The sequence below is a fragment of the Cupriavidus taiwanensis genome (genome assembly GCF_900249755.1).
Taxonomy (GTDB): Bacteria; Pseudomonadota; Gammaproteobacteria; order Burkholderiales; family Burkholderiaceae; genus Cupriavidus; species Cupriavidus taiwanensis_D.
In genome coordinates, this window is sequence record NZ_LT976853.1 from 1,936,652 (window position 1) to 1,956,806 (window position 20,155).

A 20,155-nucleotide genomic window follows, 5' to 3' on the forward strand; every position below is an offset into this window, starting at 1 on the left:
TCGCCCTGCAGCACACAGACCACAATATGGAGGAGACCCATGACACCCAAGCTGCCCGCATCGCTGCCCCAGACCAGCGCAGCCCTGCTCTTGGCCACGGCCGCGGCGCTGCCCTGCATCGCCCATGCCGCACCCTGGCCCGAGCGGCCCATCACCATCATCGTGCCCGGCGCGCCCGGCGGCACCACCGATATCCCGACGCGGCTGGTCGCGCAAAAGCTGTCGGCCATGCTGGGCCAGCCCGTGGTGGTCGACAACAAGCCCGGCAGCGGCGGCATCATCGGCACGCAGGCCTTCATGCGCGCGGCGCCGGACGGCTACACGCTGCTGGTCGGCAATACCGGCTCGCATGCGATCAACTACAGCGCCTACAAGCAGCTGTCCTACCAGCCGCAGGACTTCCTGCCGCTGACCGATCTGATCTCGTTCGCCAACGTGCTGGTGGTCGGCGCGCAGTCGCCGGTGCGCAGCGTGGCCGAGCTGGTGGCGCAGCTCAAGCAGTCGCCGGGCAAGTATTCCTATGCCTCGGCCGGCATCGGCCAGACCACGCAGCTGACCGCGGAACTGTTCCGGCTGCGCACCGGCACCGAGGTCATCCACGTGCCGTACAAGGGCTCGACGCCGGCCACCACTTCCGTGCTGGCGGGTGAGACCACCTTCATGTTCGACAACCTGACGCAGGCGCTGCCGCAGATCCGCGCCGGCAAGCTGCGCGCGCTGGCGGTGACCAGCGCCGAGCGCCTGCCGGCGCTGCCTGATGTGCCCACCATGGCGCAGGCCGGCGTGAAAGACTTCGTGGTGATGGGCTGGCTGGGCTTCTTTGCCCCGGCCAAGACCCCGCCCGCGGTTGCCGCGGCGCTGCAGGAGGCGCTGGGCAAGGCCCTGCGCGACCCCGAGGTGGTGGCGCGCTTCCGCGACATGGGCGGCGTCGCCGGCGGCGAGCCGCAGCCGAAGTTCGCCGCGCTGGTGCGCGGCGAGATCCAGCGCTGGGGCGAGACCATCCGGGCGTCGAAGGTCAGCCTGGACTGACACCGCAGGCGCCTCACCGTGCCGCCTTCGCCAAAACGGAAGGCGGCCCGCCCCAATGCCAAATTGACACGGCCGGGCGCCGCGGCATACGCTCGCCTTACCCTGCGGTATATTCAGTGCCCGCTTAAATTCCAGACATTGCAGACATGGAACGCGCCCGGGGCTCACAACGATAACGACAACGCCGCGACGAGACGCACCGTGCCCCCCTCCTCCGTCCCTTCCCCTTCTGTTTCCCGCTACGCCGCCCTGCGCCCGGCCCTGCCGATCCTGCTCGGCGCTTCGGTGATGCTCAGCCTGGCCATGGGCCTGCGCCAGAGCCTTGGCATCTTCATGCCGCCGCTGACGCGCGACCTCGGCATCTCGGTGTCGGACTTCACCGTTGCCATCGCCGTGCAGAACCTGGCGTGGGGGCTGCTGCAGCCGCTCGCCGGCGCCTGGGCCACGCGCATCGGCTTCCGCCCGCTGATGATGGCGGGCTCGCTGCTGTACGTGATCGGGCTGGTGCTGCTGGCGACTGCGCACAGCATGGTCGGGGTCACGCTGGGAGCGGGCGTGGCCATCGGCGCGTCGATGGCCTGCACCGGCAGCGCGCTGGCGATGGCGGTGGCGGCGCGGCCGGTGCCGGCGGCGCTGCGCAGCACGGTGCTGGGGCTGGTGTCGGGCGCGGGCTCGCTGGGCGCCTTGCTGGCGGCGCCGATCGGGCAGATGGTGACGCAGACCTATGGCTGGCGCACCGGCCTGGCGGCATTCGTGCTGCTGGCGCTGGTGATGCTGCCGGCGGCGTGGTCGGCCGGGCGTGTCGACCGGCTGCCGCTGGCGATGCCGGCGGGGATCGGCCAGGACAACGCGCGCCAGGCGCTGGGCACCGCGCTGCGCCACGCACCCTTCGTGGTGATGGCGCTGGCGTATTTTGTCTGCGGCATGCAGCTGGTCTTCCTGACCACGCACCTGCCGTCGTACCTCGACGTCTGCGGCATGGACCCGATGCTCAGCGCCGAGGCGCTGGGCGTGATCGGCGGCTTCAACGTGCTGGGCAGCATCTTCTTCGGCTGGGCCGGCGGACGCTACAACAAGCTGATGCTGCTGGGCGGCATCTATACGCTGCGCTCGCTGGCGCTGGTCTGGTACTTCTCGTCGGCGCCGACGCCGCAGAGCACGCTGGTGTTCGCCGCGGTGATGGGCTTCCTGTGGCTGGGCGTGGCGCCGCTGGTGTCGGGCTGGATCGCCGAAACCTTCGGCCTGCGCTGGCAGGCGATGCTGGGCGGCGTGGCGTTCTTCAGCCACCAGATCGGCAGCTTTGTCGGCGCCTTCGGCGGCGGGCTGGTCTATGACGCGCTGGGTTCCTATACCGTGGCCTGGCAGGCCGGGGTGGCGCTCGGGCTCGCGGCGGGGCTGGCGCAGATCGCTTTCGCGGTGGCGACGCGGCCGCGGCCGCCGTTGATGGCGACGTCCTGAGCGCGGCGGCGGTAAGAACGGGCGCGCATTGTAAATCTGGCGTCACGCGGCGCTCGCCCAGGCCGATACGGCGGGGCCGCGCAGCTGGAACGGTTCATGCCTGTCTGCGCAGAGATGCAACGCAGACCCAAGGAGGCCCCCATGACCTCGACCGAACAGGAAATCCTGGTGTGCGGCCCGGAACAAGGCCGCTGGCATCTGGAAATGCGCACCGGCAACGGCGCGCCCGAGCGGCTCGACGGCGAGTTCGATTCGCCCGAGATGGCGATCGCCGGCGCCCAGCAGGTCTATCCGTCGATTCCGGTACGCGTGACCGATATCTCTGGCGCGCCGGCACCGTCGGCCCCGGCGCATGAAGGATCGCTGACCGACTACCACTACGGCGGCCACAGCGTCACGCAGGACGAGAAGCTGACCGGCCGCGCGCATCCGTCCAGCGACACCTCGCAGCCGCCGCCGGGCCCGCATCCCTACCAGCCCACCGATCTCGGCAACCTGCCGCCGGGCACGCCGCGCCACGGCATGTACGGCGTCGCGTCGAGCCCGGAACAGGCCGAGGCGGCCGACCGCAAGGACGAGGCGGCGCGGCGCCACACCGGTTCGCGCGACGCCGAAGACTAGGGTTGCGGCGGCGCCGGCGCGGGCGGCAGCACGTACAATCGCGGTTTTCCCTTCGCCTTTGCGCCGCCGCCATGACCACCCTCGGAACGCCCCTGTCCCCCTCCGCCACCAAAGTGATGCTGCTCGGCTCCGGCGAGCTCGGCAAGGAGGTGCTGATCGCGCTGCAGCGACTGGGCGTGGAGACCATCGCGGTGGACCGCTATGACAACGCGCCCGGCCAGCAGGTCGCGCACCACGCGCGCACCATCGCGATGAGCGACCCGGACCAGCTCAAGGCCCTGATCGAGGCCGAACGGCCGCACCTGGTGGTGCCGGAGATCGAGGCCATCGCCACCCCCATGCTGGAAACGCTGGAAGCCGCCGGCACCGTGCGCGTGATCCCGACCGCCCGCGCCGCGCGCCTGACCATGGACCGCGAAGGCATCCGCCGCCTCGCCGCCGAATCGCTCGGCCTGCCGACCAGCCCCTACAAGTTCTGCGATTCGCTCGAGGAGCTGCAGGCCGCGATCGACGGCGGCATCGGCTACCCGTGCGTGGTCAAGCCGGTGATGAGCAGCTCGGGCAAGGGCCAGAGCAAGATCGACGGCCCCGAGGGCGTCAAGGCGGCGTGGGACTACGCGATGGCCGGCGGCCGCGTCAGCCACGGCCGCGTGATCGTCGAGGGCTTTATCGATTTCGACTACGAGATCACGCTGCTGACGGTGCGCGCGGTCGGCGCCAGCGGCCAGGTGGAAACGCAGTTCTGCGCGCCGATCGGCCACGTGCAGGTCAGCGGCGACTATGTCGAGAGCTGGCAGCCGCAGCCGATGCACCCGGCGGCGCTGGCCAGCGCCCAGCGCATCGCGCAGGCGGTCACGGCGGACCTGGGCGGCATGGGCCTGTTCGGCGTGGAGCTGTTCGTCAAGGGCGAGCAGGTCTGGTTCAGCGAGGTCAGCCCGCGCCCGCACGACACCGGCATGGTCACCATGGCCACGCAATGGCAGAACGAGTTCGAGCTGCATGCGCGCGCCATCCTCGGCCTGCCGGTCGACACCAGCCTGCGCAGCCCCGGCGCCAGCGCCGTGATCTACGGCGGCGTGGAGGCGCAGGGCGTGGTCTTCGACGGCGTCGACCAGGCCTTGCGCGTGCCGCAGACCGAGCTGCGGCTGTTCGGCAAGCCGGAGAGCTTCGCCAGGCGCCGCATGGGCGTGGCGCTGGCGTATGCCGACGACATCGACACCGCGCGCACGCGCGCCAAGGAAGCCGCCAGCCGCGTGCGGCCGCGCGCGGTGGGCTGAGCCACCGAAACGCTAAAACGCCGGATCACTAAAACGCCGGAACGCGGCCCGCTACATCGGATGGCTGCCCGCGGCGGCGCCGTGGGCCGGGGCATGCTGCACCGCCTGCGCCGCCGCCACCTGCGCCGCGGCCAGCACCGGCGCGATGCGCACGCCGTTCAGGTCGGCGCCCGACGGCGCCTGGTACAGCCGCAGGCCCAGTTCCGGCAGGATCGCCAGCAGGTGGTCGAACACATCGCCCTGGATGCGCTCGTAGTCCATCCACGCGGTCAGCGCGGTGAAGCAGTAGATCTCGACCGGAATGCCCTGCGAATCGGGCTCCATCATGCGCACGTTCAGCAGCAGGTCGTGGTGGATCTCGGGGTGCGCCTTCAGGTAGGCGATGCCATAGGCGCGGAAGGTGCCGATATTGGTCAGCCGGCGCCGGTTGACCGGGTCGTTGCCCGCGGCGATCAGCAGCCGGTTGGCCTCGTCGACCTCGGCCTGCTTTTCTTCCAGGTAGTCGTGCAGCAGGCGGAAGCGCATCAGCGCGTGCACCTCGCGGTCCTCCAGGAAGCGCACGCTGCCCGCGTCCAGCCGCAAGGTGCGCTTGATCCGGCGCGCGCCGGACTCGAACATCTGCCGGTAGTTGCGGTAGCTCTCCGAAAACAGCTTGTAGGTCGGCACCGTGGTCACGGTGTTGTCCCAGTTCTGCACCTTGACCGTATGCAGCGCGATGTCCTTGACGTAGCCGTCGGCATTGCACTGGGGCATCTCGATCCAGTCGCCGATGCGCAGCATGTCGTTGGAGGTCAGCTGCGTGCTCGCCACCAGCGACAGCAGCGTGTCCTTGAACACCAGCAGCAGCACCGCCGACAGCGCGCCCAGGCCCGACAGCATCCATAGCGGCGAGCGGTTGATCAGGATCGACAGCACCAGCACCGCGCACACCAGCCCCAGCCCCAGCCGTCCCACCTGGATATAGCCCTTGATCGAACGCGTCTGGGCGCGGCGGCTGCTGGCATACACGTCCTGCCAGGCACCCAGCACGCCGCCCAGCATCAGGAAGAAGCACACCCACAGCCCGGCATGCGCCAGGCGCTCGATCGCCACCGCGTAGCGGCCCATGTGCGGGACCTCGCCAATGCCGACGGTGATCACGGCAAAGCCCACCGCGTAGCCGAAGCGGCGGTAGGCGCGATGGCGCGTCAGCGCCGTGCTCCACGGCGCCTTGCCCCATACTTTCAGCAACCGGTGGGCGATGCGCGACATCACGCGGCCGAACAGCCACTGCGCCAGCGCGGCGATCAGCACCAGCGCGACCAGGTACAGCGCGATCTGCGCCCACGGATGGGCAGGAATACGTTGCTGGAACAGCTCCAGCAGGGCATCGAAATTCATGGCGGGGCGACTCTGGCCTTGGGTTTTGGCCAGTAGTGTACCGAACGCGTCCGCCACCGCTGCGCACCGCGACCGATGCAGGCTACGCCGGCAGCAGTTTCAGCCCGCCGATGCCGACGAAGATCAGCCCGATCAGCGTGAGCCGCAGCGGCGACGCGCTCTCGCCCAGGAACAGGATGCCGATCAGCGTCACGCCGATCGCGCCGATCCCGGTCCAGATTGCATAGGCCGTCCCCACCGGCAGGTGCCGCAAGGCCGCGCTGAGCAGGTAAATGCTGGCCAGCGCGGCGCCGATGCCCAGCGCCGTCGGGCCAAGGCGGGTCCAGCCATCGGTATGCCTGAGCGCCAGCGCCATCACGATCTCGATCAGTCCGGCCAGCACCAGCAGCGTCCACGCCATTGCCATGTTGTTCTCCTCATTGCGCCGCCCCGGCACCCGTTGCCGGCGGCGTCCAGCCACTGTAGGCTGTGCGGATCCGCACGCAAACTGGCGAAATCTGCAAAAGGGCTATGCAAACATGCAGGAAGCAGACTGGGACGACCTGAAGTACTTCCTTGCCGTGGGCCAGTCCGGCTCGCTGGCCGGCGCCGCGCGCGCGCTGCACGTCAACCACTCGACGGTGCTGCGCCGCCTGGCCCGGCTGGAAGAGACCCTGGGCACCCTGCTGTTCGAGCGCCACGCCACCGGCTACGCCATGACCCCGGCCGGCGAGGCGCTGGCGCAACGGCTGGCCGGCGTGGGCGAACAGATCGACGCGGCGCAGCGCCAGCTCTCCGGCCTCGACAGCCAGCTAAGCGGCCCGTTGCGCGTGACCACCACCGACACGCTGCTGGGCGCGCTGCTGATGCCGCTGTTCGCCGAATTCCGCGCGCTGCATCCGCGCATCCAGCTGCAGCTGGTAGTCAACAACAGCTTCCTCAGCCTGAGCCGGCGCGAGGCCGACGTGGCGATCCGCCCGGCCAACGCGCCGCCGGAGTACCTGGTGGGCCGCCGCATCGGCCGGCTGCAGACGGCGCCATACGCGGCGCGAAGCTACCTGCAGCAGCTGGGCCTGCCGGCGCAAGCCGACAGCCCCGCGCTGGCGGACTGGGCCGCCTATGACTGGGTGGTGCCGGACGATGCCCTGTCACACCTGGCGCAGGCGCGCTGGATCCGCGACCACGTGACCGAGCCGCGCCGCGTGGTCAGCGCCGACAGCCTGGTGGCGATGGCCGATGCGGTCCGGCACGGCATGGGCGCCGGCATGCTGCTGTGCCTGCTGGCCGGGGACGACCCGGCGCTGGTGCGGCTGGCGCCGCCGGATGCCGCCATGGATACCGACCTGTGGGTGCTGACCCATCCGGACCTGCGCCACAGCGCGCGCGTGCGGGCGCTGGGGGATTTCCTGCATGGGCGGCTCGGCCAGGGCCAATGGCTGGCGGGATAATGCCGCGCGTCGTGTGCGCTCAGACCGCCGGGGCGTACAGCTCCAGCAACTGCTCATCCGTAAAGCCCCACTCCGCCGCATTCTCGAACGCCACCACCGTTTCATCGCTGTGCCGCAGGTCGATCAGTTCGTGCGGCACCGGCCGCGACTGCGCCACCGAGTAGAACGCCATCACCCTGGGCCGCAGCGGGTCGGCATCGTTCTGCGCGCACACCACCGCCAGCCGGTTGGAGCGCAGGCGCAGCACGGTGCCGAGCGGATAGATGCCGACGGTGCGCGAGAAGGCCTTGAACACGCGGCGGTCGAACAGCGTGTCGACGCGCACCGCCATGTATTCCATCGCGCGCGCCGGCGACCACGGCTGGTGGCCGGGATGGCCGGCGGTCAGCGCATCGTAGGTATCGCAGACCGCGCCGATCCTGGCGTGCACGCTCAGCTCCCGCCCGATCAGGCCGAAGGGGAAGCCGCGCCCGTCGACGCGCTCATGATGGTGGACGCAGACATCGAGCGGGATATTGGAGTAAAGCCGGGCCTCGTTGAGGATGCGGTAGCCCGCCGACGGATGGCGGCGGTAGGCCTCGTCCTGCTCGGGCGTGCGTTCGCCGGCGCGGAGGTTGGCGGCGCCGGGCACGGTGAGCTTGCCGATGTCGTGCACCAGGCCGGCCAGTCCCAGCTCGCGCACCTCGTCGTCGGGCAGGCCCAGCGTGCGGCCGACCGCGATCATCAGCGCGCAGACGGCGAAGGCATGCAGGTAGTTGTCGTCGCCACGCGCCTTGAGCCGCGCCAGCGCCAGCAGCGCCTGCCCATGGCGCGACAGCGAGCGCGAGGCCGCGTCGACCAGCAGCAGCGCGCCGCTGACCTCGAGCGCCCGCCCCATGCGCACGTCGGCAAACATCGAGCCGATCACGGCCTTGCCGGACTGGAGCAGTTCGCGCGCATGCATGATCTCGGCTTCGAGCGTGGCGGGCGGCGGCACGGCAGCCGGGCCATCCGGTCCGGACGCAGGTTTCGGTGCCGGGACGGCCGGGGCCGCGGCGGCTTCCGCCTCTTCCGGCGCCGGCACATTGCGGCCCTTCAGGAGATCGATCCAGACTTCCTTTACGCCCGCGGACCGGATCTGCCGCACCTGCTCGTCGCTGGCGACCAGGAACTTCGCGCGCCAGAACGGGTGGTTGATCCAGGGCCCGCCCAGCCGGGCGACGAACATCCCGACCTGCAATTGCTCCGTGCCAATGCGTCTCAGCATGCGCCACCCCCTCGGATGATGGTTTTCTTGTTGTCGTCCCGGCTATCGGCACGGGCGGGCATAACTTGAGCGCCGGCCGCAGCCGCAGGAACCGTGCCGCGCACCCTTGTCAAGCGCCGCCCGAATGCCCGGACGGCGCCGTCGGGCATTGCCGGCGCGGCCATGGCCGCCGCTACAATGGCTGGCCCAGTGCTCACAGACGCCAGCCAGTCGCCCCCGTTCACCCATGTCCGGAACGTACACGCTAGTCGGCATCGCCCGTGCCAAGACCCACCGCCGCGACGCGCTGGTCTCCCAGCTCGCTGCGCTGCGCTCGCGCGGGCTGACCGAGCCCGGCTGCCTGGACTACCACGTCGGGCAGGACGCCGAGGATGCGCGGGTGTTCGTCATCTACATGGTCTGGGACTCCAAGCGCGCGCTCGAATCGCACCTGAACCGGCCCTATATGCGCGATTTCCACGCCGCGCGCGCCGACTTCGTCGAAGGCGATTTCAGCTTCCGCTGGCTTAATGCCGCCTGAGCGCAGCCTGAGCGCCGCCTGAGTGCAAGGCGATCCGGTCACTTCCCCGGCGTTGCCGCGCACCTGCCGCCGCCCTCCCCGCTTGTCATTCCCGCCGCACCGATCTATCACTCAAGGTGACGCCCGCCCCGGGCGCGGCAGGAGTGCACCATGGAAGTCAGGGATGGATTTGCCGGCACCATCGGCCACACGCCGCTGATCCGGCTGGCCGGCCTGAGCGCCGAGACCGGCTGCGACATCTACGGCAAGGCGGAATTCCTCAATCCCGGCGGCTCGGTCAAGGACCGCGCGGCGCTCTACATCATCCGCGACGCCGAGCGGCGCGGGCTGCTGAAGCCGGGCGGCACGGTGATCGAAGGCACCGCGGGCAATACCGGCATCGGCCTGGCGCACCTGTGCGCGGCGCGCGGCTACCGCTGCATCGTGGTGATTCCCGACACGCAATCGCCGGAAAAGATGGAGCGGCTGCGCATGCTTGGCGCCGAAGTGCGCGCGGTACCCGCCAGGCCCTACGCCGATCCCGGCAACTACCAGAAGATTGCCGGCCGGCTGGCCGACGAAACCGACAACGCGATCTGGGCCAACCAGTTCGACAACCTGGCCAACCGCCAGGCCCACTACGAAACCACCGGCCCCGAGATCTGGCAAGCCACCGCCGGCCATATCGACGCCTTCACCTGCGCCACCGGCACCGGCGGCTCGCTGGCGGGCATCGCGCGCTGCCTGAAGGAACACAAGCCCGGCGTGCGCATCGTGCTGGCCGACCCGCACGGCAGCGGCCTGTACCACTTCGTCAAGCACCGCGAGGTCAAGGCCGAAGGCAGCTCGATCACCGAAGGGATCGGCTCCAGCCGCGTCACCGCCAACCTGCAGGACACGCCGATCGACGATGCCGTGCGCATCGACGACCAGACCTGCGTCGACATGGTCTACCGGCTGCTGCGCGAGGAAGGGCTGTTCGTGGGCGGGTCGTCCGGCATCAACGTCGGCGCCGCGGTGGCGCTGGCGCGCGAGATGGGGCCGGGGCACACCATCGTGACGCTGCTGTGCGACCGCGGCGACCTGTACCTGGCACGGCTGTTCAATGCCGAATGGCTGCAGGGCAAGGGGCTGCAGCCGATTCCGTTCCGCCGGGCCAGCCCTGCCGGCTAGCCAGGCCAGCTACGCTGCCTTCAGCCGCCGCCACAGCGTGGTCGGGCTGATGCCGAGGATATGGCAGGCGGCGGTCCGGTCGCCGCCGCACTCCTCCAGCACGCGGCGGATATGGTCGACTTCGCTGGATTGCTTGACGCGCGCCAGCGAGCGGCGCGCGCGTGCGGGCGGCGCCGCAGGCGCGGCTTCGCGTTCAGCGGCAAGCGCGGCCTCGCCGAACAGCTCCGGCGCCGCCGCCTGCAGTTCGCACTGCAGGGCGTCGCCGTCGAGCCGGCGGCCGGCGACCAGCACCGCGATCCGTTCGGTCACGTTCTCCAGCTCGCGGATATTGCCGGGCCAGCGGTAGCGCGCCAGCCGCGCGCGCGCCGCCGCGGGCAGGCGCTGCGGGCGTTCCAGGCCGAGCCGGTCCTGCGCGCGGCGGTACAGCAGCTCGGCCAGTTCGGGCAGGTCTTCGGCGCGCTCGCGCAGCGGCGGCATGGCAATGCGCAGGATGTTGAGGCGGTAGTACAGGTCTTGCCGGAAGCTGCCGTCGCGCACCATCGCGGCCAGGTCGCGGTGGGTGGCGGCGATCACGCGCACGTTTACGGGCACCGCGTCGAGCCCGCCGATCGGCAGCACCTGTTTTTCCTGCAGCACGCGCAGCAGGCGCGTCTGCAGCGCAGGGGGCATGTCGCCCACCTCGTCGAGAAACAGCGTGCCGTTGTGGGCCGATTCGAACAGGCCGGCCTTGCCGCCGCGGCGCGCGCCGGTGAAGGCGCCCTCTTCATAGCCGAACAGCTCGCTTTCCAGCAGCGCCTCGGGAAAGGCGGCGCAGTTGACCGCGACGAACGGGAACGCGCGGCGCGGGCTGGCATCGTGCATGCCCTGCGCCAGCACCTCCTTGCCGGTGCCGCTCTCGCCGCCGATCAGCACGGTGGAATCGACCGCGGCGTAGCGCCGCGCCAGTTCGCGCAAGGCCGCCATTGCCGCCGAGTTGCCGGCCAGGTCGTCCAGGCTGTAGCGCACCGCCGCCGGGCGCGCGCGGCTGCGCGAACGCAGGTTGCGGTCGACGCGCTGGATCGCGCTGGCGTCCTGGATGGTCAGCACCGCGCCGCTGGTGCCGCCCTCGCCCAGGATGGGAATGCGGTTGACCACCACCATCTTGTCGCCCAGCTTGTGGATCGCCTCGAGCTCCTTGTCGCCGCTCTGCATCACGCCTTCCAGCGCCAGGCTCGGCGCCAGCGTCTGCAGCTTGCGCCCCACCGCGGCGGCGGCCGAGGTGCCGAGGAAGCGTTCCATCGCCGGGTTGAACGACTGGATGCGCCCTTGCGCGTCGACCGCCGCCACGCCCTCGTTCAGGTGCGCCAGGATGGTGTTGACGTAGTCGCGCCGGGTGGCCTCGATGCGGCGCAGGCGCGCGGCCTCGATCGCGTCTTCCAGCGCCATGCGCACCGAGTTGCCGGAGTACAGGAACACGCCGGTCAGGCCATGGCGGTCGGCCAGGTCGGTCACCAGGCCTGGGCCGACCACCACCTGGATGCCCTCCTGCTTCAGCGCCTTGACGCGCGCCACGGCGTCATCCTCGGTCAGGTAGGTGTAGGCCGGCACCGACAGCGAGAACGCGCGCACGAATTCATCGACCTCGGCATACGTTGCCGCGTGCGTGACCAGCGCCACCCGCGGCGAGATGCGTCGCGCCGTGGCCAGTGCGCTCATCACGTCGAAGCCGGTGACCTTGACCAGCACCACCGGCACGTCCACATGCTGGCGCAGGTACGCGCCGTTGGACCCGCCCGCCACCACCACGTCGAGCCGGCCTTCGCGCGCCTCGCGCGCCACGGCGCTGGCGGCGGCCTCGAAACCCTTGCCGACGATGCGGAATTCGGCGCGGTCGGCGTAGGCCGGGATCAGGTCGGCAAAGGCGCGCGCGAGGCGGCTGATGCCGATCGCCCAGATGCGCGGGCGGCCTTGCGCGGAAACGGGAGGAGCCATGATGCGGTGCAGTAGGAAAGCGTGATGAAACGCGGGTCGAACAGGCGTACAGTGCTGGCACATTGTCCGCCACGGCGCACCGGATTTCAACTTTGCATTCCAAAACACAGGGTTTGGATTTCAATTGTGATGAAAACCTTGCATGGCGCATCAGGTGCGGTCCCCCGCTTCGCCCGCCACGCTAGTATTGGCAAGGGATCGCGGGTTTTCCGGGGTGTGCCGGCAGCCTCTGGCACATCCCTTGCAGTATCCGGCTTGTCCTGTTCACCAACGCAAACGCCATGACCTACTCCGCTTCCGACCTCGCGCGCTCCGCTGGCGCCCGTTTCCGCCAGGCGCTTGCCGACGAGCATCCGCTGCAGGTGGTCGGCACCATCAACGCCAACCACGCCCTGCTGGCCAAGCGTGCCGGCTACCGCGCCATCTACCTGTCGGGCGGCGGCGTCGCGGCCGGCTCGCTGGGCCTGCCCGACCTGGGCATCTCGAACCTGGACGACGTGCTGACCGATATCCGCCGCATCACCGACGTGTGCGACACGCCGCTGCTGGTCGACGTCGACACCGGCTTCGGCGCGTCGGCCTTCAACGTGGCCCGCACCACCAAGTCGCTGATCAAGTTCGGCGCCGCCGCCATGCATATCGAGGACCAGGTCGGCGCCAAGCGCTGCGGCCACCGTCCCAACAAGGAGATCGTCACCCAGGGCGAGATGGTCGACCGCATCAAGGCCGCGGTCGACGCCCGCACCGACGACAACTTCGTCATCATGGCCCGCACCGACGCGCTCGCCGTCGAAGGCCTCGACAAGGCCATCGAGCGCGCCGTGGCGTGCGTGGAAGCCGGCGCCGACGCGATCTTCCCGGAAGCCATGACCGACCTCGGCATGTACCGCAAGTTCGTCGACGCGGTGAAGGTGCCGGTGCTGGCCAATATCACCGAGTTCGGCGCCACGCCGCTGTTCACCACCGAGGAACTGGGCGGCGCCGGCGTGTCGATGGTGCTGTACCCGCTGTCGGCCTTCCGCGCCATGAACAAGGCCGCGGAGAACGTCTACGCGGCCATCCGCCGCGACGGCACGCAGAAGAACGTGGTCGATACCATGCAGACCCGCGCCGAGCTCTACGAGAGCATCGGCTACCATGACTTCGAGCAGAAGCTCGACGCGCTCTTCGCACAAGGCAAGGGCAAGTAAGCAACACGCACGCGCGGCCGGGCTTTGTCCCGGCCGCTTGCACGACAACAGACAGGCAATACCAGGCATCACACAAAAGGAGACCCAGATGTCCGAAGCGCAACCGCTCGTCACTCCCAAGCCCAAGAAATCCGTCGCGCTGTCGGGCGTGACCGCCGGCAATACCGCGCTGTGCACCGTCGGCCGCACCGGCAATGACCTGCACTACCGCGGCTACGACATCCTCGATATCGCCGAGACCTGCGAGTTCGAGGAAATCGCCCACCTGCTGGTGCACGGCAAGCTGCCGACCAAGTCCGAACTGGCCGCGTACAAGGCCAAGCTGAAGTCGCTGCGCGGCCTGCCCGCCAATGTCAAGGCGGCGCTGGAATGGGTGCCCGCCAGTGCGCACCCGATGGACGTGATGCGCACCGGCGTGTCGGTGCTGGGCACCGTGCTGCCGGAGAAGGAAGACCACAACACCCCGGGCGCGCGCGATATCGCCGACCGCCTGATGGCGAGCCTCGGTTCGATGCTGCTGTACTGGTACCACTACAGCCACAACGGTCGCCGCATCGAAGTGGAAACCGACGATGATTCCATCGGCGCCCACTTCCTGCACCTGCTGCACGGCGAGAAGCCGTCGGCGCTGTGGGAGCGCGCCATGAACACCTCGCTCAACCTGTACGCCGAGCACGAGTTCAACGCGTCGACCTTCACCGCGCGCGTGATCGCCGGCACCGGCTCCGACATGTACTCGTCGATCGCCGGCGCGATCGGCGCGCTGCGCGGCCCCAAGCATGGCGGCGCCAACGAGGTCGCGTTCGAGATCCAGAAGCGCTACGACAACCCCGATGAGGCCCAGGCCGACATCACCCGCCGCGTCGAGAACAAGGAAGTCGTGATCGGCTTCGGCCACCCGGTCTACACCACCGGCGACCCGCGCAACCAGGTGATCAAGGAAGTGGCGAAGAAGCTGTCGAAGGATGCCGGCTCGATGAAGATGTTCGACATCGCCGAGCGGCTGGAAACGGTGATGTGGGATATCAAGAAGATGTTCCCGAACCTGGACTGGTTCAGCGCGGTCAGCTACCACATGATGGGCGTTCCCACCGCGATGTTCACGCCGCTGTTCGTGATCGCGCGCACGTCGGGCTGGGCCGCGCACATCATCGAGCAGCGCATCGACAACAAGATCATCCGCCCGAGTGCCAACTATACCGGTCCGGAGAACCTGAAGTTCGTGCCGATCAAGGATCGCAAGTAAGACCGGCTGCCGGTTTGCTCCGCGTCGGGTTGCATTGATCCGGGCCTGCGGGCAAGGGGTAGTTGGTCGCTTACATGGGACCACTACCCCTTTTTCATACCTATATTGATTTCCCTACACCATGAATTCTGCAAACCGCAAACCGCTACCGGGCACCAAGCTGGATTACTTCGACGCGCGCGCCGCGGTCGAGGCCATCGAGCCGGGTGCCTACGACAAGCTGCCGTACACGTCGCGCGTGCTGGCAGAAAACCTGGTGCGCCGCTGCGACCCCGCCACGCTGACGGCTTCGCTGAAGCAGCTGATCGAGCGCCGCCGCGACCTCGACTTCCCGTGGTTCCCCGCGCGCGTGGTGTGCCACGACATCCTCGGCCAGACCGCGCTGGTGGACCTGGCCGGCCTGCGCGACGCGATTGCCGACCAGGGCGGCGACCCGGCCAAGGTCAACCCGGTGGTGCCGGTGCAGCTGATCGTCGACCACTCGCTGGCGGTGGAATGCGGCGGCTTCGATCCCGATGCCTTCGCCAAGAACCGCGCCATCGAAGACCGTCGCAACGAAGACCGTTTCCATTTCATCGACTGGACCAAGAAGGCGTTCAAGAACGTCGACGTGATCCCGCCGGGCAACGGCATCATGCACCAGATCAACCTGGAGAAGATGTCGCCGGTGATCCACAACGACAACGGCGTGGCCTATCCCGACACCTGCGTCGGCACCGACAGCCACACCCCGCACGTGGATGCGCTGGGCGTGATCGCCATCGGCGTGGGCGGGCTGGAAGCCGAGAACGTGATGCTCGGCCGCGCCTCGTGGATGCGCCTGCCGGATATCGTCGGCGTCGAGCTGACCGGCAAGCGCCAGCCCGGCATCACCGCCACCGACATCGTGCTGGCCCTGACCGAATTCCTGCGCAAGGAGAAGGTGGTCGGCGCCTACCTGGAGTTCCGCGGCGAAGGCGCTTCGAGCCTGACGCTTGGCGACCGCGCCACGATCTCGAACATGGCGCCGGAATACGGCGCGACTGCCGCGATGTTCTTCATCGACGAGCAGACCATCGAATACCTGCGCCTGACCGGCCGCACCGACGAGCAGCTCAAGCTGGTCGAAACCTATGCGAAGGCCGCCGGCCTGTGGGCCGACTCGCTGCAAAACGCCGAATACGAGCGCGTGCTGCGCTTCGACCTGTCGACCGTGGTGCGCAACATGGCCGGCCCGTCGAACCCGCACAAGCGCCTGCCGACCTCGGCGCTGGCCGAGCGCGGCATCGCCGTGGACCTGGACAAGGCGCGCGCGCAGGAGGCCGAGGGCCTGATGCCCGATGGCGCGGTGATCATCGCCGCCATCACCAGCTGCACCAACACCAGCAACCCGCGCAACGTGATCGCCGCCGCGCTGCTGGCACGCAATGCCAACGCGCGCGGGCTGACGCGCAAGCCGTGGGTCAAGTCGTCGCTGGCGCCGGGATCCAAGGCGGTCGAGCTGTACCTGGAAGAAGCGAAGCTGCTGCCCGACCTGGAAAAGCTCGGTTTCGGCATCGTCGCCTTCGCCTGCACCACCTGCAACGGCATGTCCGGCGCGCTCGATCCCAAGATCCAGCAGGAAATCATCGACCGCGACCTGTACGCCACCGCGGTGCTGTCCGGCAACCGCAACTTCGACGGCCGCATCCACCCGTACGCCAAGCAGGCCTTCCTGGCGTCGCCGCCGCTGGTGGTCGCCTACGCCATCGCCGGCACCATCCGCTTCGATATCGAACGCGATGTGCTGGGCACCGACCCGGACGGCAAGCCGGTCTACCTGAAGGACATCTGGCCGAGCGACGAAGAGATCGACGCCATCGTCAGGCAGAGCGTGAAGCCCGAGCAGTTCCGCAAGGTCTATGAGCCGATGTTCGCGCTGACCGCCGACACCGGCGAGAGCGCCGCGCCGCTGTACGACTGGCGCCCGCAGAGCACCTATATCCGCCGCCCGCCGTACTGGGAAGGCGCGCTGGCCGGCGAGCGCACGCTGCGCGGCCTGCGTCCGCTGGCGCTGCTGGGCGACAACATCACCACCGACCACCTGTCGCCGTCCAACGCCATCCTGCTCGACAGCGCTGCGGGTGAATACCTGGCGAAGATGGGCCTGCCGGAAGAGGACTTCAACTCGTACGCCACGCACCGCGGCGATCACCTGACCGCGCAGCGCGCCACCTTTGCCAACCCGACGCTGGTCAATGAAATGGCCGTGGTCGACGGGCAGGTCAAGAAGGGTTCGCTGGCGCGCATCGAGCCCGAGGGCAAGGTCGTGCGCATGTGGGAAGCGATCGAGACCTACATGGAGCGCAAGCAGCCGCTGATCATCATCGCCGGCGCCGACTACGGCCAGGGCTCGTCGCGCGACTGGGCCGCCAAGGGCGTGCGCCTGGCCGGCGTCGAGGTCATCGTCGCCGAGGGTTTCGAGCGCATCCACCGCACCAACCTGATCGGCATGGGCGTGCTGCCGCTGGAGTTCAAGCCGGGCGTGAACCGCCTGACGCTGGGGCTGGACGGCACCGAGACCTATGACGTGACCGGCGAGCGCCAGCCGCGCGCGACGCTGACGCTGGTAATCCATCGCAAGAATGGCGAGCGCGTGGAAGTGCCGGTGACGTGCCGCCTGGACAGCGATGAAGAGGTGTCGATCTACGAAGCGGGTGGCGTGCTGCAGCGGTTTGCGCAGGACTTTCTGGAGTCGAGCAAGGCGGCGGCTTAGGACCGCGGCGTAACTGGTTGCCAAGTGTTTGCTCCCCTCTCCCGCGCGCGGGAGAGGGGCCAGGGGTGAGGGCCAGCGCGTGCAGTACCCAAGCGCTTCACTCCGTGGGGGGCTCCCACCCTCACCCCCACCCCTCTCCCACTTCGCGGGAGAGGGGAGCCTCCGCCAGGGGTGTCGGCTCGATCGGCTTCTTTCGCATACCTAACCAAGACATTCACTCCCATGCCCCACCAACCCCAAATCAAGATCCCCGCCACCTACATCCGCGGCGGCACCAGCAAGGGCGTGTTCTTCCGCCTGCAGGACCTGCCCGAGCGCGCCCAGGTGCCCGGCCCCGCGCGCGATGCGCTGCTGCTGCGCGTGATCGGCAGCCCCGACCCCTACGGCAAGCAGATCGACGGCATGGGCGCGGCCACCTCCAGCACCAGCAAGACCGTGATCCTGTCCAGGAGCACGCGCCCGGACCACGATGTCGACTACCTGTTCGGCCAGGTCTCGATCGACCAGCCCTTCGTCGACTGGAGCGGCAACTGCGGCAACCTGTCGGCCGCGGTGGGCCCGTTCGCGGTCAGCGCCGGCCTGGTCGACCCGAGCCGCATTCCGCATAACGGCGTCGCCGTGGTGCGCATCTGGCAGGCCAATATCGGCAAGACCATCATCGGCCATGTGCCCATCAGCAACGGCGCAGTGCAGGAAACCGGCGATTTCGAGCTCGACGGCGTGACCTTCCCCGCCGCCGAAGTCCAGCTGGAATTCATGGACCCGGCCGCCGAGGAAGAAGGCGCCGGCGGCGCGATGTTCCCGACCGGCAATGTCGTCGATGACCTGGAAGTGCCCGGCGTCGGCACGCTCAAGGCCACCATGATCAACGCCGGCATCCCGACCATCTTCGTCAACGCGGAGAGCATCGGCTACACCGGCACCGAGCTGCAGGACGCCATCAACAGCGACACCAGGGCGCTGGCGATGTTCGAGACCATCCGTGCCTACGGCGCGCTGCGCATGGGCCTGATCAAGAACGTGGACGAGGCCGCCAGGCGCCAGCACACGCCCAAGGTGGCGTTTGTCGCCAAGCCGGCCGACTACGTCGCCTCCAGCGGCAAGAAGGTGGCCGCCGCCGACGTCGACCTGCTGGTGCGCGCGCTGTCGATGGGCAAGCTGCACCACGCCATGATGGGCACGGCGGCCGTCGCCATCGGCACTGCGGCGGCCATTCCCGGCACGCTGGTCAACCTGGCGGCCGGCGGCGGCGCGCGCACCGCGGTCCGTTTCGGGCATCCGTCGGGCACGCTGCGGGTCGGCGCCGAAGCGCAGCAGGTCGACGGCGAATGGGTGGTCAAGAAGGCCATCATGAGCCGCAGCGCGCGCGTGCTGATGGAAGGCTGGGTGCGCGTGCCCGGCGACGCGTTCTGAGCCGAGCCGCCCCCGCGAGGCCGTTCATGTCCACCGACACGCCGTCCGCGCAGCGCCCCGATCCGGACCAGGTGCTGGTCGACATCGTCGACTATGTCACCCGGTACGAGATCAAGAGCGGCCTCGCCTACGACACCGCCCGCAACTGCCTGATCGACACGCTCGGTTGCGGGCTCGAAGCCCTCTCCTACCCGGCCTGCACCAAGCTGCTGGGTCCCGTCGTTCCGGGCACGATCGTGCCCAACGGCGCGCGTGTGCCGGGCACCCAGTTCCAGCTCGATCCGGTCCAGGCCGCGTTCAATATCGGCGCGATGATCCGCTGGCTCGACTTCAACGACACCTGGCTCGCAGCCGAATGGGGTCATCCTTCGGACAACCTCGGCGGCATCCTGGCCACCGCCGACTGGATCTCGCGCAACAACGTTGCCGCCGGGCGCAAGCCGCTGACGATGAAGGCAGTGCTGGCGGCGATGATCAAGGCGCATGAGATCCAGGGCTGCATCGCGCTGGAGAATTCGTTCAACCAGGTCGGGCTGGACCACGTGGTGCTGGTCAAGGTGGCCTCCACTGCCGTGGTCGCGCAGATGCTCGGCCTCACGCGCGACGAGATCCTCAATGCCGTGTCGCTGGCCTGGGTCGACGGCCAGAGCCTGCGCACCTACCGCCACGCCCCCAACACCGGCAGCCGCAAGAGCTGGGCCGCCGGCGACGCCACCAGCCGTGCGGTGCGGCTGGCGCTGATCGCGCGCACCGGCGAGATGGGCTATCCGTCGGTGCTGACGGCCAAGACCTGGGGCTTCTACGACGTGCTGTTCAAGGGGCAGCCGTTCCGCTTCCAGCGGCCGTACGGGTCGTACGTGATGGAGAACATCCTGTTCAAGATCTCGTACCCGGCTGAATTCCACGCGCAGACCGCGGTGGAGGCAGCGATGCAGCTGCACGGCGCGCTGGCGCTCGCGGGGCGCAGCGCGGCGGAGATCGCCGCCATCACCATCCGCACCCACGAGGCCTGCCTGCGCATCATCGACAAGCAGGGTCCGCTCAGCAATCCGGCGGATCGCGACCACTGCATCCAGTACATGGTGGCCGTGCCATTGCTGTTCGGCCGCCTGACCGCCGCCGACTACGAAGACAAGGTTGCAGCCGACCCGCGCATCGACGCGCTGCGGGGCAAGATCACCTGCGTGGAAGACCCCGCGCTGACGCGCGACTACCACGACCCCGGCAAGCGCTCGATCGCCAATGCGCTGACCGTGACACTGGCGGACGGCACCGTGCTGGACGAGGTGCTGGTCGAATACCCGCTCGGCCACAAGCGCCGCCGCGCCGAGGGCATCCCGCTGCTGGTGGAGAAATTCCGCACCAACCTCGCCCGCCGCTTTCCGCCGAAACAGCAGCAGGCCATCCTGGCCGCGTCGCTGGACCAGGCGCGGCTGGAGGCCATCCCGGTCAATGAGTACCTCGATATGTATGCGCTTTGAGTTATCGCCC

General features: G+C 69.0%; 16 protein-coding genes. 12 read left to right on the forward strand and 4 right to left on the reverse strand.

The features are described 5' to 3' along the window. Positions 1 to 39: 39 nt before the first annotated feature. The 4 genes from CBM2594_RS08850 (at position 40) to purT (ending at position 4,385) form a co-directional block, all read left to right on the forward strand. The gene (locus tag CBM2594_RS08850; protein ID WP_116356508.1) at positions 40 to 1,029 is read left to right on the forward strand and encodes a Bug family tripartite tricarboxylate transporter substrate binding protein; all 990 of its coding nucleotides are present in this window, start codon (positions 40 to 42) and stop codon (positions 1,027 to 1,029) included. 288 nt (positions 1,030 to 1,317) lie between these two features. Then, entirely contained in the window at positions 1,318 to 2,487 is a 1,170-nt protein-coding gene (locus CBM2594_RS08855; protein ID WP_232346632.1) for an MFS transporter, read from the forward strand. 141 nt (positions 2,488 to 2,628) lie between these two features. After that, entirely contained in the window at positions 2,629 to 3,108 is a 480-nt protein-coding gene (locus CBM2594_RS08860; protein ID WP_116356510.1) for a hypothetical protein, read from the forward strand. Between the two features lie 71 nt (positions 3,109 to 3,179). Continuing rightward, positions 3,180 to 4,385, forward strand: a complete 1,206-nt coding sequence (purT, locus tag CBM2594_RS08865; RefSeq protein WP_116356511.1) for a formate-dependent phosphoribosylglycinamide formyltransferase — start codon at positions 3,180 to 3,182, stop codon at positions 4,383 to 4,385. Between the two features lie 51 nt (positions 4,386 to 4,436). Here the strand turns inward: purT and CBM2594_RS08870 are convergent, their stop codons facing one another. Continuing rightward, on the reverse strand, positions 4,437 to 5,765 hold the full coding sequence (locus CBM2594_RS08870) for a mechanosensitive ion channel family protein (RefSeq protein WP_116356512.1): 1,329 nt from the start codon (positions 5,763 to 5,765) through the stop codon (positions 4,437 to 4,439). Between the two features lie 82 nt (positions 5,766 to 5,847). Then, positions 5,848 to 6,165 carry a DMT family transporter gene (locus CBM2594_RS08875; RefSeq protein ID WP_116357748.1) on the reverse strand — a complete coding sequence of 106 codons (318 nt, stop codon included), beginning with the start codon at positions 6,163 to 6,165 and terminating at the stop codon, positions 5,848 to 5,850. Positions 6,166 to 6,283: 118 nt separating this feature from the next. On the opposite strand from CBM2594_RS08875, the gene CBM2594_RS08880 reads away from it, so the two are divergent. After that, entirely contained in the window at positions 6,284 to 7,192 is a 909-nt protein-coding gene (locus CBM2594_RS08880) for a LysR family transcriptional regulator (RefSeq protein WP_116356513.1), read from the forward strand. Positions 7,193 to 7,211: 19 nt separating this feature from the next. Here the strand turns inward: CBM2594_RS08880 and CBM2594_RS08885 are convergent, their stop codons facing one another. Further along, complete coding sequence (locus CBM2594_RS08885) at positions 7,212 to 8,438, reverse strand: HD-GYP domain-containing protein (RefSeq protein ID WP_116356514.1); 1,227 nt, start codon at positions 8,436 to 8,438, stop codon at positions 7,212 to 7,214. 226 nt (positions 8,439 to 8,664) lie between these two features. Here CBM2594_RS08885 and CBM2594_RS08890 point away from each other — a divergent pair, with 226 nt between their 5' ends. Together CBM2594_RS08890 and CBM2594_RS08895 are read left to right on the forward strand one after the other, a co-directional pair. Next, positions 8,665 to 8,958 (forward strand): putative quinol monooxygenase, encoded by a 294-nt coding sequence (locus CBM2594_RS08890; RefSeq protein WP_062799507.1) that lies wholly within the window; start codon positions 8,665 to 8,667, stop codon positions 8,956 to 8,958. A 150-nt stretch (positions 8,959 to 9,108) separates the two neighbouring features. Continuing rightward, entirely contained in the window at positions 9,109 to 10,110 is a 1,002-nt protein-coding gene (locus CBM2594_RS08895) for a cysteine synthase A (RefSeq protein ID WP_116356515.1), read from the forward strand. Positions 10,111 to 10,119: 9 nt separating this feature from the next. Here CBM2594_RS08895 and prpR read toward each other — a convergent pair whose 3' ends face one another. Then, the gene (gene prpR / locus CBM2594_RS08900) at positions 10,120 to 12,081 is read right to left on the reverse strand and encodes a propionate catabolism operon regulatory protein PrpR (RefSeq protein WP_116356516.1); all 1,962 of its coding nucleotides are present in this window, start codon (positions 12,079 to 12,081) and stop codon (positions 10,120 to 10,122) included. 281 nt (positions 12,082 to 12,362) lie between these two features. On the opposite strand from prpR, the gene prpB reads away from it, so the two are divergent. The 5 genes from prpB (at position 12,363) to CBM2594_RS08925 (ending at position 20,145) form a co-directional block, all read left to right on the forward strand. Next, positions 12,363 to 13,271, forward strand: coding sequence for a methylisocitrate lyase (gene prpB / locus CBM2594_RS08905; protein ID WP_116356517.1), 909 nt, complete (start codon positions 12,363 to 12,365; stop codon positions 13,269 to 13,271). 88 nt (positions 13,272 to 13,359) lie between these two features. Then, complete coding sequence (prpC, locus tag CBM2594_RS08910) at positions 13,360 to 14,517, forward strand: bifunctional 2-methylcitrate synthase/citrate synthase (protein WP_116356518.1); 1,158 nt, start codon at positions 13,360 to 13,362, stop codon at positions 14,515 to 14,517. A gap of 121 nt (positions 14,518 to 14,638) precedes the next feature. Continuing rightward, positions 14,639 to 17,251, forward strand: a complete 2,613-nt coding sequence (acnD, locus tag CBM2594_RS08915) for a Fe/S-dependent 2-methylisocitrate dehydratase AcnD (protein WP_116356519.1) — start codon at positions 14,639 to 14,641, stop codon at positions 17,249 to 17,251. Between the two features lie 222 nt (positions 17,252 to 17,473). Beyond that, positions 17,474 to 18,664, forward strand: coding sequence for a 2-methylaconitate cis-trans isomerase PrpF (gene prpF, locus CBM2594_RS08920; RefSeq protein ID WP_116356520.1), 1,191 nt, complete (start codon positions 17,474 to 17,476; stop codon positions 18,662 to 18,664). A 26-nt stretch (positions 18,665 to 18,690) separates the two neighbouring features. After that, positions 18,691 to 20,145, forward strand: coding sequence for a bifunctional 2-methylcitrate dehydratase/aconitate hydratase (locus CBM2594_RS08925; protein ID WP_116356521.1), 1,455 nt, complete (start codon positions 18,691 to 18,693; stop codon positions 20,143 to 20,145). Positions 20,146 to 20,155 lie beyond the last annotated feature (10 nt).